Genomic DNA, 17,638 nt, shown 5'->3' on the forward strand with positions numbered 1-17,638 from the left:
ACTTCCAATTCCAATGCCAATTCCAATTGGCTATGTATCATTTAGAACTCATCTTTTTTGTGAACGGATTCGTAATGGTTGCGGATTTCCAGATTCTTGGCATGATTGTACAGATCCAATGCAACAATTCCTCTGCGCGCAAGCTTCACTACCAGAACAAATAAATAAATACCGAGCCCCAGACATGCCAGCCAGACTAAAAAGAAAAATATACTAAAACTGCCGGCAAGCAATGACCCAAAACCTGTTGCCATCATTTCTCACAGCCCCTCTCCTCGTATAGAGTTCTGAATCTTTAAGTAAATCATAATAGCTGTGGAACATTTTGTATATACACTCAAAAAAACCGCCGGACCGGAGTTCAGCGGGTTTGTTCTATGCATTTCTTTTATCCGATCGATGTGCCTGAGAATGTCACGGGTCCCGTAACACTGGCTGCATTGAGCAGAATATTCAAGCTGTTATTGGCGACACCCAAACTGTATGCATGATAACCAGCGGGTACACTTCTATCCATATAAGCAATAGTAATAGGCTGAATGGCTAAAAGCGCAAGGCCGCTGGAGCCCATATTGAAGATGGGCTGCCCGTCCCGGTACAATGTGAAGACCACATTGGGTACGCCGAGCGTAGTTTGAAATCCGATGGAGGCACTCAGTAATACAACCCCCGAAGTTACAGTAGCAAGGCCAAACTCAGCCAAGATCAAATTGCCCGCAGGTGAAAGAATTGGAATAGATACAGTCTGACTGCCCGTTGTTGCAGTACTGGCCCCTGTGTCGATAATCGTTGCCATGGTGATTCCTCCTCTCTAATCTTCTACTCATAGAATATGCTAGAGGAGTTTATGAGGTTGGACAAATCAGATTAAATTTCAAACTGTGCATGCATGATCAGCGGCTGATCAGCGGCCGTTATCTTTGGGCGGTACCTGATATTGTCCGGTCAAAGGATCATACTGCGGACGTTCCCCGGCAATCTCCAGCTCAATGCGCTGCAGGGAATAGACAAGTTCACCAAAGCCAATAAAAAACATACCGGCTATGCAAGAAGCGGCGAGGAAGATAGCAACACCAAGCACACCACCAAAATGGAATCCCACTGGAATACAAGCAAATACCCCCAGCACGATGATCGCCACGCCAAAATACTTCAGATAAGCCCCTTTCATCAGTTGCCCTCCTTGTGATTACTCAGTATTAAATAAGAATAGCATATTTCTTGTGGAACTATTTGTAAATGAGTCCTGTGACAATGCTGCCGGGGGAGATGGGGTGATTTAAAGTTCTATTGAGAGTTCTATTTAGAGTTCTATTAAAATTAATAGTAATAATAATCCATTTTCGCTATAATGATTTTGCTTTATTACGAATCTGGGGGAAATTACTTATGAAAACAAATTTAGTTAAGATCACTATGGCTTTTGCTCTGCTGTGCTTACCGGTTGCAATAACTGGATGTGGCGGTTCTCCTGCCGAGGTTACCCAATCTGCAACTGCAACTGCTACTACTACTCCTACGCCGCCGCTTGCAAATTATTCAGTGGAGGATAAGACGCTGGAATACCTAGAGAGCTTTGGCACCAGTTCCTGGAATACTGAAGCATCCAAGGATATCGCCGAGAAGATCCGGGTGAAGGCCAGAGAAAGTGAAGAGGATAAATATACTTACCTGGAAATCGCTGACTCTATCGAGAAAGATGATATACAAAATGTGAAGAAGCTTTTCACGAAAATAGGGGGAGTTATCCCGGCGTCAGTGACCAGCAGATACCCAGATCCCACGCCAACACCAGTCCCGACCGTAGAACCGGCAGAAGGCGGGGAAATTGTAACGTATTCCGATTTAGATCAGGAATTTGGAGCTAGAGCACTAAATTTGGCCAAGAATTTTCTGGAAAAAGACCTGTCCCAAGAAATTAGAGACGAAGCTCAAGAAGTTATTCTCAAAAGCCTTGAGTTTCTAACTAAAGAAAATCAAAGCAAATTTAAGGAAATGGCCATTGCCATACAAAAGGATGACAAGGCAACTGTTGAGAAACTATATACTGAGTTGTTGCCTTTATACCAAGGTATACCTGCATCAGCTGCGGCTGCATCAGCTGCACCTGAGCCTGTGGCAGCACCTGACGATATCATTCATCTCAAAGGAAAAAGCGATCAGGCTACTGACTTCTTCAATTTAATGAGCGGTATTGCAATTGTGGAAGCAACAGATGCTGGCGATTCGAATTTCGTTATTTATCTATACGATGAAACAGGAAATTCCAAGGAGATGCTGGTGAATGAAATTGGACCTTACAAGGGAAAATCCTTAGTGGTGATTCCGGAAGACGGGAAATACATGCTGAATGTAGAATCAGATGGCTCATGGAAGGCTGATATTACTCAGAGCATACCTGATAACATTAAGAGCGCTCCGGTCAAATTAACCGGCAAGGGGAATGATGTTGTTTTTGCGAGGCTGCAAAGCAAGCTGACCCGGTTCACATCCAAGCATGTAGGAGAATCCAATTTTGTTGTCAAGGTGAATGACAGTCTCCTGCTGGTCAATGAAGTTGGCAACTATTCGGGCTCTACGGCCGAAAGCATTGAATCAGACGGGATTTATGTCTTTGCCGTTGAAGCAGACGGACAATGGAGCATTAACATTGAATAATCTCTTATAACCTAAAAAGATTGCTACTCCGCAATGGAATAGCAATCTTTTTTCTTTTGACGGCTTATCGCCTGTTCTTATATTAGTTACTTAAATTATAAAAGGTCACTTTCACCTGAATAGGAACCGTAGTATCCGTCGCATTCAGATAGAGCAGCGCATTTCCGGCACTGCCGTCCCAATAGCTGAAATACAGATCCTGTACAGCACTGGCACCGCTCATTGTACCCATTTGGATTTGGCCGCGGTTGGTAATATTAAAGTAATAGGGACCCGTCACTTTACCCGTATCCGATTGCTTCTCTACAACGGCTTTAATCGTTTTGGCGGAGGCTGTACAGAGCAAATATGTGGTTTGTCCCGGCTGCAGAGTAAGAGTTACTGGCGAATTAAATCCCGGCGCCAGAGAAAGGGCATGCGCAGAAGGAGCGGAGACCCACAAGAAACTTGCTGCGAAGAGAAACACGATCAACGTTTTTAATTTTCGCATTTATTAATATCCTCCTTAATTCTTTGGGTATAGGGGAATCGGTCTGAACGAAACGCACAGCACTCGCTTGGCGAAGTCCGGCTCAACAGAGCAGCAGACTATTTGCACTTCACACTACCCGGCAGATTGGAGTCTATAAGCAAGTCTCCTTCCCTCTCAAAACGGTCTATATGAGCATTTTTAATATATCAGGTATATTTTCCCTTGTAAATATTTAGAATTTAATAGATTCTGCATTATAATCTCCTGTGATTTCGATTAGATTCCCATCCGGGTCTTCAATCATGAAGCAATGATAAGGCCGCACAACATTGATATAGAAAATCTCAGATACTGCTCCGATATCCAGTGACTTCACCCGCTCATACTCTGCATTCAAATCAGTAACATTGAAGTTAAGGATCACATTATTCCCGTATCGAACCTCACTATCTTGCTTATAATTCAAATACGCCTCATTAAAATGCTCCGACACATCGCTGTTCGTGCGGATCAATTCCTTATCGAATTCCGGATTCCATAACGCGAATGTGTTCCCGCAGTGGAATTGTGCCCAACGCTCCAGCTTGCGGGAATCTGCTTTCATATTCAGCAACGCTTCATAAAATGCAATGGAACCCTTCATATCACGGACGATTAGATACGTACAACCCAGCTGCATTGGAATACATCTCCTCTATAGTAAAATCATTAATCATGAGGCCACTATAGCAAAACGTACGTTCCCTTCGCAACGAGGTTTTATACTTACTACATAAGGAATAGTTGCATTTCGTGCAGTTAAAAGACGGCGAAAAGCCAGATGAGCTAGGATAAGTGTATTCTGTACAACTAAGATTGAGAAAAGTGTTCGTTTGGGGCGTAGCTGTTAATTTTAGTTGTATGAAGTGCAGCTAAAACTCCCACGGGGCAAAAATTGCCCGTTTTAGTTGTACAAAATACAGTTAAACATGAAGCGAGCGTCTCTTAGCAGAAAAACCTGCCATTCGTGCACGGTGTCCGGCGTAGAGCCGGTGCAATCAGATTGCTTAAAAGCGTTCCAACACCTATCCCTTCATTCTCATCACCCCGCCGCTCTCTTCCAGCTCCAGAAAAACCGGCCGCTCGTCGGGAGTCTGATTCGGTGTATGGATCGCCAGCATCAGCTTATCGCCGAAGGTCCGGAATACCATCGCGTGTCCGCCGTCCTTCTGATAGAGTGCCTCCTCCTGATGAATCCACGGTCCGGTTATCTCGCCGCTCCCGGAACGGGCAATACCCAGCGCATAGGTGTTATTAATGAAGCTGGCCCATAGCAGATACAACGTATCGCCGTCACTTGACCTGAACAGAAATGGCCCATCTGTTACGTAATTAAGCTGATCCGCATACCGCTTGGATACAAACGGGGTTGTCCATGGCGCCTCCGATGCCCGGAATAGAATAACCGGCTCTCCTTCCGCACTCCGCAGGTCCTCCGTTAACCGCATGGCGCAGACCTCCCCGTCTCCAGTCTGCTGCCACTCATGACAGAAGACCATCCATGGCTGGTCCTGCTTATCTATATAGAGCGTTCCGTCCAGGGAGCTCCAGTCCTTCGGGGTCACCGGCCCTTCGCTATGCGGAGTAAACGGGCCAAGCGGATGTGTCGAAGCAAGCACTGCCGTCCCCAGCAGATCATTGTCTTTGCGCCGGAAGGTGGCGAACATGATGTAGCTCTGGCCGTAAGCATAGACTTCCGGAGCCCAGAAATTACGCTCGGCGTAGAAATCCGCCTCTGGACGGAATACCGAAAACGGTCCTTCCCAATGCTCCAGATCCTTGCTTGTGTAAGCGTCGAACCCGGTGCCCTTGCCCCAGATATTACTGTCGGTACTGCCGTACAAATAGTATTGTCCTTGTCCTTGTCCTTGTACTTGTACTTGTCCGGCAAGCGGCAGCACAAACGGATCTCTGATCTGCAAACTGTTATTATCTATCATTTCTAACTCCCCTTTCTACCACACACGCTGCAAGCCAATATTTAAATAAGGTTTACTTAAGAAAGTACTCTAGGTCATAAGGAACAAAGGTGAATATTGGAACTGGAGGAGCGAATGCGTAAAGTTCAACTTAATTACCGGTATTCCGGCAGCACCACTCCAATATCGCTGATGCTGCTGAAGCCGCCGTCCGCATACTCCAGCTGTTCATTACCCTTAATCGTGAACGGGAGGCTCTGGCCCTGATAACAGATGCTGCCCCCGACTTCGCGGATACTCATCCCGATCAGCTTCAGCAGCTGCCCGTTCCGGTCCGTGATTACGCGGACTCCAAACGGAAAAGCCATGTACTCCTCCATGTCCCGGTAGATCACTGCCCCCTGGCGGGTAGTGATCAGCTCATAGACTGCTCCATCTACCGCCCGGCGGTATCCTGTCTCATGGGCCACCTCCTGGCCATGATCCATATCATAAGGAAGCAGTCCGGTGAACCACAGCTCTTCCCCGGCAACCGGCATAATCCCGCATAGCCGCTCCACATAATCCAGCAGGCACAGAATGGCCGGAGAATACGTTTCCGTATAGCCCTCTTCTCCTGTCCAAGGGCTTAATGTCTGGGCAAATCGTGTCATCCGCGACAACGCAGCGAGAATAGGCAGCATCACCCAGGTCAGTTCAACATAACGCCCGTGATGTTCAAAGGAATGCGGCGCGCGGATGATACTGAGGAAGTTGGATGAGCCGCCCCAGGTGTTGTAGCTGGAGAACGGATCAAACCGGGGGTCGTCCATCGCTATGGAGGTGAACGGATATTTGGCGAAGAACTTGCTGGTATTCAGCAAATAACGCCGGAGTGCAGCATCAAAGAAATCGCGGTCTCCCACTTCGCAGGCCAGCACACGCAGCAGCACATCCGACTGTACACGCACAAACCGGCCTCCGCGGTCACGGTCATAGAAGAACTCATCCTCCTCGTCATAGCAATGGCCGAAGAGGCTCTGTCTGCTGGCCGCAGCTTTGGCCTCCCACTCAGCTCCATCCTCTCCAAGTTCCTCTGCTATTCGGGACAGATACAGCCGCTGGCAGTAGACATTGGCCGTTAAATCAGGGGCCAGAAACGGCAGCAGCGGTGAATCCGGGTTACATTGCGCCGCATCGTCCAGATGTGGTGTATCGGGAATATGCCAGAATCGCGGGGACAGATCATGCCCGGTATCAAAGGTGCAGAAGGCCTCCACGCAGCCTGTTCCTCGTGTATCGCGCCGGCTGGCCAGCCACTCGTCGAACCGGCTCATCGCCTGGTACATCGAGCTGAGGAACATCCTGTTGCGTCCGTTCTGCACGTAATGATTCCAGACACTCCGGGCCAGCGGGGTCACCATTTGGATCTGCCGGTAGGCCGGCCCCGCAGGGGTTACTTTGTAAGGAATCAGCCCATCTTCACGTTGATAATCGGCGAACAGGCGAAAGGTCGCTTCCGCCACCTCCGGCATGAATCGTGACAGCAGCTCAGCGCTGATGGTTCCCGTGCTCTCCAGCCAGCTGCCGAGGTAGACACCTCCTTCATGCAGAACATGGCCGTTGCCGTCCATCGGCACGATACAATCCATAAGCTTATGCAATCCGGAGTAATAGACATTCTCCATCGCTTCCGATGAGGCGGCAAAAGCAACTCCCGACTGCCTCCATTGCTCCATAGCGCCACGGTCCGCCGCCTTCTTGAGCACTCCAATCCGGTCATCAGCCGTTACTTCCCGGAGCTGCTGTAATATATCCCTTGTCATATGATCCTCTCCTGTATCTTCGCTTCTCTTCCCAGACAGCGAAGCAGACTGCCCGGGCAGTCTGCTTCCGGTAAACACCTTATTTGCTGCCAAAAATTTGCGTTGCGCCTTTATAGAAATCCTCCACTCCCTGTTTCACATCCTTCTGCTCGAAACCGATCTCCTGCACCGCGGTTTCAGCCAGCTTGGTGAACTCGGTGAAGCTTGGCGGATTGTAGCTGATGGAAAAAGGCTCTTTCTTCGTCGCCTCAGATACCCGGCTCGTGAAGTCGTATACGGTCTGCTCCAGCGGAGTGGCATCCTTCATCAGCAGGTCACGCATCTTGGAGGTAACAGGGACTCCGCGGTCACTGCCGAGAATCTGCGCGGCATCGGGGTCATTGATCCAGTAGTTCATCAGTGTGGCCACTTCCTTCGGATGCTCCGTCTTCGCATATCCGGACAAGCCTTGGCTGGATTCAAATACGACACCTGTTCCCTTAGGACCCCGCGGGACCTGAACCATCGTCAGTGTATCCTGAATCAGATTCTGATGGGCCGCGAACTGGTTGGACGGAATCAGGCTCATCGCCACTTTACCGGTGACCACCAGTGATTTACTCGTATCTCCCGGAGGATTAGACACCTGGAGGGACGGTGTAACCATCCCGCCGTTTTTAGACATGTCGTTCCAGTAGTTGAACCAATCCTCGGCATCCTGCTGTTCGAAGCCAAGTGCGTCTTTCTCCATATCATAGACCTGCTTGCCGCGCTGCTTCATATAGATGTCCATGCCCTCAACTGTAAAGTTGTAGGTGCCGTAATAGCCCTTGCCCAGCTTCTCAGAGATCTCTTTGCTGATCCTGGCGTAATCTTCCCAGCTCCAGCCATCCGCCGGAATGTCCATTCCCGCTTTTTTGAACAGCTCGGTGTTGATGACCATCCCTCTGGCATTTGCTCCGGCAGAGATATGAACCAGCTTGCCTCCCAGCGTTCCGTATTCCACCATCGTCTGATCCATATCCGTCAGATCGAGCTCTTTGCCGACATAAGGCTGAAGATCCAGCAGTACCCCTTTATCCGCGTAATCCGTTACGTTGCCTCCAAGGAAAAATACATCCGGTGCTGTCCCCGAAGCCAGCTGGGTGTTCAGCTTGTCAAAGTACCCGGAGTTTGGAGCGAACTCCCCGACCACTTTGATATTCGGATATTTCTCCTCGAATTTGCGCAGCGCCTCGTTCGTCTTGTCTGCCCGCTTCTGATCGCCCCACCACATAATCCGCAGCTCAACCTGATCCACAGACGGCTCTGCAGTGTCTGAACTGCCGGTTGCAGGTTTGCCGTTATTGCCGCCCGAACAGGCGGTCGTTGCGGCCAGCAGCATTGCGGCCAGTGTAAGACCTAAGATTTTTCTCATCGAAATGTCCCCCCAAGAATAGTTGTAATCGCTTGCATTCCCATCCTAATCATTTCTTGACCGGAGTTGAATTTCATTTCTTCGGGTCTCCGCTAGTGGTTTTTTCGGGTCTGCATTTCAGTAGAGCCCTGTTATTTCAAACCGGTCGTAGCGATACCCTCCAGGAAATGCTTTTGAAAGAGAAGGAAGATGGTCATGATCGGCACAAGCGAGAGCACTGACATCGCCAGGAGCGCGCCCCAGTCGGATGATCCGGAGGGATCATAGAGTGAACGTATGCCCAGTTGAACGGTGAACAGATTGATGCGGCTCAAATAGATCATCTGGCTGAAGAAATCATCCCACGTCCAGATAAAAGTAAAGATTGCCGTTGTGATCAGCGCCGGAACCAGCAGCGGGATAATGATCCGGAAGTACAGCTGGCCTTGTCCGCAGCCGTCAATCGTTGCACTTTCATCCAGCTCCTTCGGAATGCCGCGGATAAACTGGATCATCAGCAGCACGAAGAACGAGTCATGCGCCAGCCATTTCGGTACAATCAGAGGTAAGTAGGTATTCACCCAGTCCAGCTTGCTGAAAATAATATATTGCGGAATCAGCAGCACATGGTAAGGAAGCATAATCGTCACCAGCATGCAGGCAAACAGCACACTCTTGAGACGGAACTCCAGCCGGGCGAACGCGTATGCCGCCAAAGAGCAGGTGAGAATATTGCCGATCACCGACAGCACGGAGATGGTAGCAGAGTTGAGGAAAAAGCGGCTGAACGAGATGCCCTGAAGCCCCTTCCAGCCATTCACATAGTTCTCCAGTGTAAACCTCGCCGGCCACAGACCGGGATCAGAGAAGATCAGCTCATTCGGTTTAAAGGAACTCGACAGCAGCCACAGCACCGGATAGAGCATCAGCAGCCCAAACAGAATGATGAGACCATGCTTGCCGAGCTTAAAAATCGTCTTTTGATCAGCCATGATTTATCGCCCGTCCTTTCCGTCGCCGTAGAACACCCAGAACCTGGAGGTCACGAACACAATCGAGGTAAACAGGCCGATGATGATCAGCATGATCCACGCCAGAGCGGCGGCATAGCCCATATCGAAGAATGAGAAGCCTTTTAGATACAGATAGAGCGTATAGAACAGCGTTGAATTTACCGGACCGCCGCGTCCGTCCCCAATGACATACCCCGGGGTAAACACCTGGAAGGAGTTGATAATCCCCATGACCAGGTTGAAAAAGATTACCGGTGACAGCATGGGCAGCGTTATCTTGCCGAACTGCCGCAGCTTACCGGCCCCGTCCACCTGTGCCGCTTCGTACAGGTCCGCAGGAATCTGCTTGATTCCGGCCAGGAATATGACCATCGCGGAACCAAATTGCCAGACGGACAAGGTAACGATGGTGGAGAGAATGTAGCTCGGATGGGCGATCCAGGCCGGACCTTCAATCCCGAACCAGCTTAAGAAGTGGTTGATCAGGCCTTCCCCGTCAAAAATCTGCCGCCATACGATGGCGATCGCCACACTTCCTCCCAGCAGGGAAGGAATGTAGTATACCGTTCTGTAGATGCCCAGCGCCCGGATGCCTTTGTTCAAGACGACGGCGACCAGAAGGGCAAAGGCCATTTTGAGCGGAACTGAAAAAAGCACGTATTTGAAAGTCACCGTAAGAGATTTGTAGAAGTATTCGTCTGCCGTGAAGATGTGCCTGTAATTGTCAAAGCCCAGCCATACCGGGGCATTGAGCAGGTTGTACTTGGTCAGGGACAGATAAAAGGATCCCAGCATGGGGCCAAGTGTCAGTCCGAAAAAGCCGATCAGCCAGGGAAGCAGGAACAGGTAAGCGGTGCCGCTCCTTCTCCATAAAGCCGATTTGTGTGCTGTCTTCATATGCGCCTTCTCCTTCTTAATGGATATAGGCTCATTATAGAAAGTAGCGCAGCCCGCTTGAATGCTATTTCTTCGGCTGCTCACTATTGAATTTTTCAGGTGGGTTCAGGCGGAAGTCTGAAGGGGCGATCCCGTACATTTTTTTGAATTTGGAGCTGAAATAGCTGGCATTCGAGAATCCGGTAAGCTCGGCAATATCCCATAGACCAAGGGTTGTGCTCACCAGCAGATGGGTGGCCTGGGCCATCCGGATGTCGGTCAGATAGGCTATGAAGCTTCGGCCTACCTTGGCTTTGAACAGCTCCGAGAAATAGGACGAATTGTAATTGAACCGTTTGGCCAGCTGGGTCAAATTCAGATCATACATGTAATTGCCATCGATATACTGCGTCGCTGTGCGGATCACCGAATCATCGGGGTCGCCTGCTTCCTGCAGTTGACGGTGTGCGCGTCCGGCCAGCTCCAGCAGGAAATGCTCCGCCTTGTCTACTGAGTCAAGCTTATGGACCATCTCCGGATGGAGCCACAGCTGCTGGGCATGACCGTTCCCATGTGCAGGCGCCCCATCCGCTCCGTCCACAAGCAGATAGAGCTGGAAGATCAGCTTCACGAAACGGGAACGTGACTGGGAGAAGGCCTGCTGAAGCTCCTGCCGGACCGTCTGGCCGAAGCAGCTCCACTCCCCCTGAATCAGCAGGCGGCGCAGAGTCCGAGTCAGCTCCTCTGTAAGCACTGCTCCCGGCTCAGACTTTCCTTCAGCCGGCGGGTAAGCTGCATTCTCTGAGAGATTCCAGGCCAGCAGAGACTCCATATAACCTTCCTTCCACTGCCGGAATCCGTGCTTGACGCCGCCGTAGCCGATGACCGGCTCAAAGCCCAGATGTGCAGAGATACAAGCAGCCAGATCCGCGCGGAACTGTGGCATATCCGTCAGACCCTCCTGCAGAATATAGTGAACCAGTCCGGGGTAATTCGGATCGCGGAACACCAGACAGCCGCTGCCGTACCTGCCCGCGAATTCCCTGCCCAGCAGTTCAAATGGCAGGCGCAGCTTGCCGGGCGTACGCTCAGGCAGCTGCGGAGCCTCCCCCGTCCGTTCTCTGAGTCCGGCTGTCGCAACATGAATTCCCGTCAAATCCCACTCACCCAGCTCAAAGAGTGCGGCACGCTCTTTCAGCGCATCCACCTGCTCTACGTCCTCCTTGACAAGCTGAACAAGGAAATGCTCTTTCATCTCCATGTAATACTGGGATAGCCGCCACTGGATTACGGCCTGCTGATCACGGTCATTACGCTCCCGGTCAAGCTCTTCCTTCACCTTCTGCAATACGGCCATCAGCTCATCGGCAGCTACCGGCTTCAGCAGATAATCACGCGCCTGATTACGGACAGCCGCTCTGGCGTAATGAAAATCCTCATAGCCGGTAATTACGATCAGCCTCAGCTCCGGATAGAGTCTGCGGCAATCCTCAAGAAAAGACACACCGTTCATCACAGGCATGTTCATATCTGTAATTACAATGTCTACCGCCTCACAGGCCAGCCGCTCCATTGCCTCCATTCCATTCCCTGCCTCACCGATCACTGACAGATTCAGGTCTGCCCAATCTGCCTTCAGCCGTAAGCCTTGGCGGATTTCCGGCTCATCATCCACGATCAATACGCGATACATCTTCATTCCTCCTCTGAATGGGCAGACTCAGCTCGATGCTGGTGCCCTGCTGTTCGCTTGAATCTATCCTGAAGCTGAATAAATCGCCATAATACAGCCAGCATCTGGCCAGCACATTGCGCAGTCCAATCTGATGGGTCTTGCTCTGCAGAAGCTGCTCCAGCTGCTGGCGCATGGCCTGATCATTCAGCTCGCGGAGCAGCTCCGGAGCCATTCCGATGCCGTTATCGGCAACAGCAAGATACAGCCGCTCCTTATCTTGTCTTACCGTGATCCGTACCCTGGCATTCGCCTGGTGAATGAAGCTGTATTTCACCGCATTCTCGATCAGCGGCTGGAGCAGGAACTTGACGATTTCCAGATCGTCAAGCTCCCCCGCCTCTTCGATCCGCAGATCGAGACCCGGGCCGAAGCGGATGTCCAGAATGGACATATAATAGCGGACATACTTCAGCTCCTCGCGCAGCGGGATTAGATCCTCGCTAATGCGCAGCGAGAACCTGAGCATTTTTCCGAGTGACTCAATGACCGTAACCGTCTCCTTCGTCCGCTGCTGGATAGCCAGACTGCTCATCAGCTCCAGGGTATTGAACAGGAAGTGGGGATTGATCTGCATCAGCAGCGCTTTATATTCTGCCTGCTGTCGCAGCAGCTTCTGTTCAAACTCGGTTCGTATCAGATACCTCAGCTGCTTGACCATACTCCGGAAGGTGTCGGTAGCGTAGTCAACCTCGTTCCGTATCCTGCGTTCCGGCGGAGTGAGCCTCTCGGCCTGGGCGAAATCCCCTTTCTGGACATGCCGCATGGCCGACACCAGACGGGACAGGGGCTTGGTAATACCATAAGAAATCCAGTACGCCAGCACAAAGGCGGCAATCAGCATCAGGGAAGCGAATACAATAATGCTGTTGCGGAGCTTGAACAGCTTGGCATACAGATCCTGTTCAGAGACAAAGCCGACCAGCAGCCAGTTGGTGATTGCCAGCTTTTTGTAGACCAGAATATGTGAGGCTCCCTTCTGATCCTTCAGGTAGACAACGCCTTGCGCGGCTTTGCCTGCGCGGACCCGCCGGACCTCCGCCGCTGCTTCAGGATAAGTGCTGTACTCCTGCTGTGACAAAATCGGATTGCCCTGCTGGTTGAGCAAAAATATGGTACCGCTTTCACCAAGATGTATACGATTCAGCGGCTCCAGCAGGAAGTCCGCCTTGATGTTGACCTTCATCACATTTTTGGCCAGTGACGGTTCAAAAATCCCGATCGGCAGCAGCAGGCTCACCACCTCATACGGCTTGGCTCCTTTAATCTCCACCTGATCCGTATGAGCCGGAACCCAGTGATTGCTGTGCTCAATGAAATTGCGGTACCACGTCTCCTGCTTGAACGAAGCATCCGTAACCACTTGGTTATCGGCACCGATCCGCATCCCTTCCTGACGGTAGATAGTCACTGAGGAGACAATCGAGTAATTGTTGGTAGTCTGGGTCAGGAACTTGCTCATGGTGATATTGGAGAGCATCTTCTGCCCTTCGGTTGAAGCCGGATTGGACAGCTGCGCATCCCACCTCTGGGTGATATCGCTGTTGTAGACCAGAGAGGACAAGTCATAGCTCTGCTGCAGGGCCATGTTAATAAATGAGCCGTACTCGTCCATTTTCTCCAGTGCAGAGGATTCGATATATGAGCGGATGATGGAGCGTGACTGGTTGAACAGCAGCAGCGACATCGTGCCGAAGGATAGTACCAGCAGCACAACGAAGAACGCGATCAGGCGGTTTTTTAACGAGTAAAAGATAGTAATCCCTCCTTCTCCCTGCGTGTCTGCGAATCTATTTCCTGCATAATCATCTGTTTCGTCCTCTCCAGCATCTCTTTTTTCCTGATGCATTTATTTGTAACGCAGATCGGAGAATCCGGCAAGTGGAAACGGTTATTCCGTCCATAAGGGATGGGATTACTTTCAGCGAGCAATTGAAGGATAAAGTTTGGCGTATAACTAACCTTTCTTATATTTCAAGGCAAAATTATTTGGGCGGACGATTGATTTTCGCGCCGGTTTATTTTACAATGAGTTCATAAACGCGCGTTTACAATAGAGGGGGTACACCATGCGAAGCGAAGATATTGCCAAGCTAGCCGGGGTTTCGCGAAGCACAGTATCCCGTGTGATCAACAATTATTCCAATGTCCCTGAGGAGACCCGGGCCAAGGTGCTGAAGATCATTGAACAGCATCAGTACGAGCCTAACAGCTTCGCCCGGGCTCTGGCCGGCAAGAAGACCGATACGATCGGGCTTTTTGCAATCAGCATGAACGAGAAAGAGAACGCGACACGGATCTATCAGAATAACTACTTCGCACCGTTCGTTGATGCCGTTGTCGACACAGCGAATGCCCGCGGCTGTTATGTTCTGATTCATACCGTATATTCTCCCGACGACTTCCTGAAGGTGAAGCAGGCTTTCCTGCAGAAACGGATTGACGGCGGCATTATAGTCGGCACCCAGAAGGATATCGAGATTGTCCGGGAAATGGTCGGTCTCGACTCACCGCTTGTGCTGATTGATTATGACATTTCGGAGATTATGTCGGAGCATCTGGACCGCAATCATCTGGCTATAGTGAATTCCAAGGACTATGAGGGTACGGTTGAAGCCATCGAGTACCTGATCGGTCTCGGCCATGAAGAAATTGGCATGATCTGCGGACGGATGAACACGTACTCCGGACGGGAACGCTATATGGCATACGAGGATACGCTGAAGCGTCATGGGCTTGCGCTGAATGAGAATTTCATCCTACAGGGTGATTTCCTCAAGGAAACCGCCTATGAAGAGGTGAAGAAGCTGCTGAATTCCGGCGGCCCGCTGCCGACTGCATTCTTCTCTTCCAATGATGATATGGCTATTTCGGCCATGGAAGCGTTCTCCGAGCATGGCATTTCCGTGCCGGAGGATATGTCAATCGCGGGGTTTGATGATGTGCAGCTCGCTTCCCGGATTCATCCCAAGCTGACCTCCGTCCGTCTGCCGATTTACGAAATGTCCAAGGCTGCTGTCGAGAAGGTCATCGAGCTGTGCGATTCACAGCAGCCGACCTTCAGCACGATCAGTTTCCCGGCGCGTCTGGTGGCAAGAGATTCCTGCCAGCCGCCGAAGCAGTAATGTTCTAGTACAGAAAAATCCCTTACCCCGAGGGAATTTTTTCTCAGCTTTGTAAACGCGCGTTCACAATTGAAAGGAGACTTGTCTCTAATGAAATTCGGAACTTTTGACGACACTCGCAAAGAGTATGTAATCAACACCCCAAAAACACCTTATCCATGGATCAACTACCTCGGCAACGAGCAATTTTTCGGCCTCATCTCTAATACTGCCGGTGGTTACACCTTCTACCGCGATGCGCGCATGAGAAGACTTACCCGTTACCGGTATAACAATATTCCGCTGGATACAGGCGGCCGCTACTACTATCTGTATGATGACGGTGATTTCTGGACCCCGGGCTGGATGCCGGTAAAACGCGATCTGGACTTCTACGAATGCCGCCATGGTCTTGGCTACACTTCCATCACCGGTGAACGTAACGGTATTTCCGTTAATCAGCTCGCTTTTGTACCGATGGGCCACAATGCTGAAGTACACCGCCTTGTCGTTAAGAACACAGGCGACGCGAAGAAAACTGTTAAGCTGTTCTCTTTTGCCGAATTCTGTCTGTGGAATGCCAACGATGATATGACAAACTTCCAGCGTAACCTCAGCACCGGTGAAGTTGAAGTGAAGGATTCCGTCATCTATCACAAAACCGAATACCGTGAGCGCAGAAACCACTACGCTTTCTATTCAGTAAACAAGGAAATCGCCGGCTTCGATACCGACCGCGAATCCTTCGTGGGTATGTACAATGGTCTGGACGCTCCGCAGGCAGTTGCTGCCGGTGAAGCTACCAACTCGGTGGCCAGCGGCTGGTCGCCAATCGGCTCCCACGCACTGGAAATCACACTGGAACCAGGTGAAGAGCAAAGCTTCATCTTCGTACTCGGCTATATCGAGAACCCTGAAGATGAGAAATGGGAATCCCTGAACGTTATCAACAAAAAACCTGCACAGGCTGTAATCGATCAATTCGCTACAGATGCCCAGGTAGATGCTGCATTGGCTACCCTGGCTGCACACTGGGATAACCTGCTGTCCAAATATCAGATCCAGAGCGGTGACGACAAGCTGAACCGGATGGTTAACATCTGGAATCCGTACCAGTGTATGGTTACTTTCAACATGTCCCGTTCCGCTTCGTACTTCGAATCCGGAATCGGCCGCGGTATGGGCTTCCGCGACTCCAACCAGGACTTGCTCGGCTTCGTCCACCAGATTCCAGAACGCGCCAGAGAGCGTATTCTCGATATCGCGGCTACCCAGTTCCCTGACGGAAGCGCATATCACCAGTACCAGCCGCTTACCAAGAAGGGCAACAACGAAGTCGGCTCGGGCTTCAACGATGATCCGCTTTGGCTGATCTCCGGTACGGCTGCTTATATTAAGGAAACCGGCGACTACTCGATCCTTGATGAGCAGGTTCCTTTTGACAGCAATCCGGATCACACGGCTACCCTGTTCGAGCACTTGAAGCTGAGCTTCGAGCATGTAACGAACAACCTCGGACCTCACGGCCTGCCGCTGATCGGACGCGCGGACTGGAATGACTGTCTGAACCTGAACTGCTTCTCCACCGAGCCGGGCGAATCGTTCCAGACAACTGAGAATATCGCAGGCGGCGTAGCAGAATCCGTGTTCATCGCAGGTCTGTTCGTCTTCGTTGGACCGGACTATGCTGAAATCTGCCGCATGCGCGGACTGGATGATGTAGCTGCTGATGCGGTTGCGAAGATCGAGAACATGAGTGCCATTACCCTGTCCCACGGCTTCGACGGCGACTGGTTCCTGCGCGCTTATGACCACTACGGCGACAAGATCGGCAGCAAGGAGAACGAAGAAGGCCAGATCTTCATCGAGCCGCAGGGGATGTGTGTAATGGCGGGTATCGGTGTGGAGAACGGCGAAGCAGCCCGTGCGCTGACTTCCGTTCAGGAACGTCTGGATACGGACTATGGTATCGTATTGCAGCAGCCTCCTTACTCCAAGTACTATGTGAACCTGGGTGAAATTTCTACGTATCCTCCGGGCTACAAAGAAAATGCCGGTATTTTCTGCCACAACAACCCATGGATCATGATCGCTGAAACGGTGCTTGGACACGGCGACAGAGCCTTTGATATCTACAAAAAAATCGCTCCGGCTTACCTGGAGGACATCAGCGAAGTTCACCGTATGGAACCTTACGTGTACTCGCAGATGATCGCCGGTAAAGATGCTGTACGTCACGGTGAAGCGAAAAACTCCTGGCTGACAGGTACAGCGGCATGGAACTATGTAGCGATTACACAGTCCATCCTCGGTATCCAGGCTGACTTTGCCGGTCTGAAGGTTGATCCTTGTATTCCTACGGAGTGGGACAGCTTCGAGATTACCCGCGTCTTCCGCGGCGACACTTATGTCATCTCGATCCAGAACCCGAACCATGTCTCCAAAGGCGTGGCCAGCCTGACTCTCGACGGCGCTGCTGTTGAAGGCAACATCATCGCTCCAGTGGGCGACGGTGCGGTTCACCAGGTTGTAGTTGTATTGGGTTAGTTAGCATTACTGAAAATAGCCCCCGGTTGTTCCGCCTAAGCGGTGCAGCCGGGGGCTTTCTTATTGTTTAGGAAATTATAAACCGGGAAAGAGTCGAT

Annotated in this window: 15 protein-coding genes; 3 read left to right on the forward strand and 12 right to left on the reverse strand. The window is 50.9% G+C overall.

Annotated elements, in window-relative coordinates; all coding sequences use genetic code 11:
- Window positions 1-41: 41 nt before the first annotated feature.
- The 3 genes from GC101_RS05915 to GC101_RS05925 form a co-directional block, all read right to left on the reverse strand.
- Window positions 42-257: a hypothetical protein gene (locus tag GC101_RS05915; RefSeq protein ID WP_039297855.1), complete on the reverse strand. Its 216-nt coding sequence runs from the start codon at window positions 255-257 to the stop codon at window positions 42-44.
- A 131-nt stretch (window positions 258-388) separates the two neighbouring features.
- A complete protein-coding gene (locus tag GC101_RS05920) occupies window positions 389-796 on the reverse strand; it encodes a hypothetical protein (RefSeq protein WP_076245352.1) in 408 nt (135 codons plus the stop codon).
- Window positions 797-904: 108 nt separating this feature from the next.
- Complete coding sequence (locus GC101_RS05925) at window positions 905-1,171, reverse strand: hypothetical protein (RefSeq protein WP_171716493.1); 267 nt, start codon at window positions 1,169-1,171, stop codon at window positions 905-907.
- Window positions 1,172-1,389: 218 nt separating this feature from the next.
- On the opposite strand from GC101_RS05925, the gene GC101_RS05930 reads away from it, so the two are divergent.
- Entirely contained in the window at window positions 1,390-2,658 is a 1,269-nt protein-coding gene (locus GC101_RS05930) for a hypothetical protein (protein WP_171716494.1), read from the forward strand.
- 82 nt (window positions 2,659-2,740) lie between these two features.
- On the opposite strand, the gene GC101_RS05935 is transcribed toward GC101_RS05930, so the two are convergent.
- The 9 genes from GC101_RS05935 to GC101_RS05975 all read right to left on the reverse strand — a co-directional run bounded on the left by GC101_RS05935 (window position 2,741) and on the right by GC101_RS05975 (window position 13,645).
- Window positions 2,741-3,148, reverse strand: coding sequence for a hypothetical protein (locus tag GC101_RS05935; protein ID WP_171716495.1), 408 nt, complete (start codon window positions 3,146-3,148; stop codon window positions 2,741-2,743).
- A 214-nt stretch (window positions 3,149-3,362) separates the two neighbouring features.
- Complete coding sequence (locus tag GC101_RS05940) at window positions 3,363-3,809, reverse strand: VOC family protein (RefSeq protein ID WP_171716496.1); 447 nt, start codon at window positions 3,807-3,809, stop codon at window positions 3,363-3,365.
- A gap of 385 nt (window positions 3,810-4,194) precedes the next feature.
- Window positions 4,195-5,109 carry a glycoside hydrolase family 43 protein gene (locus tag GC101_RS05945; RefSeq protein WP_171716497.1) on the reverse strand — a complete coding sequence of 305 codons (915 nt, stop codon included), beginning with the start codon at window positions 5,107-5,109 and terminating at the stop codon, window positions 4,195-4,197.
- 134 nt (window positions 5,110-5,243) lie between these two features.
- Entirely contained in the window at window positions 5,244-6,893 is a 1,650-nt protein-coding gene (locus GC101_RS05950) for an MGH1-like glycoside hydrolase domain-containing protein (protein ID WP_171716498.1), read from the reverse strand.
- A gap of 79 nt (window positions 6,894-6,972) precedes the next feature.
- The gene (locus tag GC101_RS05955; RefSeq protein ID WP_171716499.1) at window positions 6,973-8,289 is read right to left on the reverse strand and encodes an ABC transporter substrate-binding protein; all 1,317 of its coding nucleotides are present in this window, start codon (window positions 8,287-8,289) and stop codon (window positions 6,973-6,975) included.
- 131 nt (window positions 8,290-8,420) lie between these two features.
- Window positions 8,421-9,260 carry a carbohydrate ABC transporter permease gene (locus tag GC101_RS05960; RefSeq protein ID WP_076245337.1) on the reverse strand — a complete coding sequence of 280 codons (840 nt, stop codon included), beginning with the start codon at window positions 9,258-9,260 and terminating at the stop codon, window positions 8,421-8,423.
- Window positions 9,261-9,263: 3 nt separating this feature from the next.
- The gene (locus tag GC101_RS05965; protein ID WP_076245335.1) at window positions 9,264-10,178 is read right to left on the reverse strand and encodes a carbohydrate ABC transporter permease; all 915 of its coding nucleotides are present in this window, start codon (window positions 10,176-10,178) and stop codon (window positions 9,264-9,266) included.
- 64 nt (window positions 10,179-10,242) lie between these two features.
- Window positions 10,243-11,850, reverse strand: a complete 1,608-nt coding sequence (locus tag GC101_RS05970; RefSeq protein ID WP_171716500.1) for a response regulator transcription factor — start codon at window positions 11,848-11,850, stop codon at window positions 10,243-10,245.
- Window positions 11,825-13,645 carry a sensor histidine kinase gene (locus GC101_RS05975; protein ID WP_171716549.1) on the reverse strand — a complete coding sequence of 607 codons (1,821 nt, stop codon included), beginning with the start codon at window positions 13,643-13,645 and terminating at the stop codon, window positions 11,825-11,827. The genes GC101_RS05970 and GC101_RS05975 overlap by 26 nt, the downstream gene beginning before the upstream one ends.
- A 313-nt stretch (window positions 13,646-13,958) precedes the next feature.
- Here GC101_RS05975 and GC101_RS05980 point away from each other — a divergent pair, with 313 nt between their 5' ends.
- Together GC101_RS05980 and GC101_RS05985 are read left to right on the forward strand one after the other, a co-directional pair.
- On the forward strand, window positions 13,959-15,014 hold the full coding sequence (locus GC101_RS05980; RefSeq protein ID WP_042136273.1) for a LacI family DNA-binding transcriptional regulator: 1,056 nt from the start codon (window positions 13,959-13,961) through the stop codon (window positions 15,012-15,014).
- A gap of 90 nt (window positions 15,015-15,104) precedes the next feature.
- A complete protein-coding gene (locus GC101_RS05985; RefSeq protein ID WP_171716501.1) occupies window positions 15,105-17,540 on the forward strand; it encodes a glycoside hydrolase family 94 protein in 2,436 nt (811 codons plus the stop codon).
- Window positions 17,541-17,638 lie beyond the last annotated feature (98 nt).

Source organism: Paenibacillus phytohabitans (genome assembly GCF_013141775.1).
GTDB lineage: Bacteria > Bacillota > Bacilli > Paenibacillales > Paenibacillaceae > Paenibacillus_AQ > Paenibacillus_AQ phytohabitans.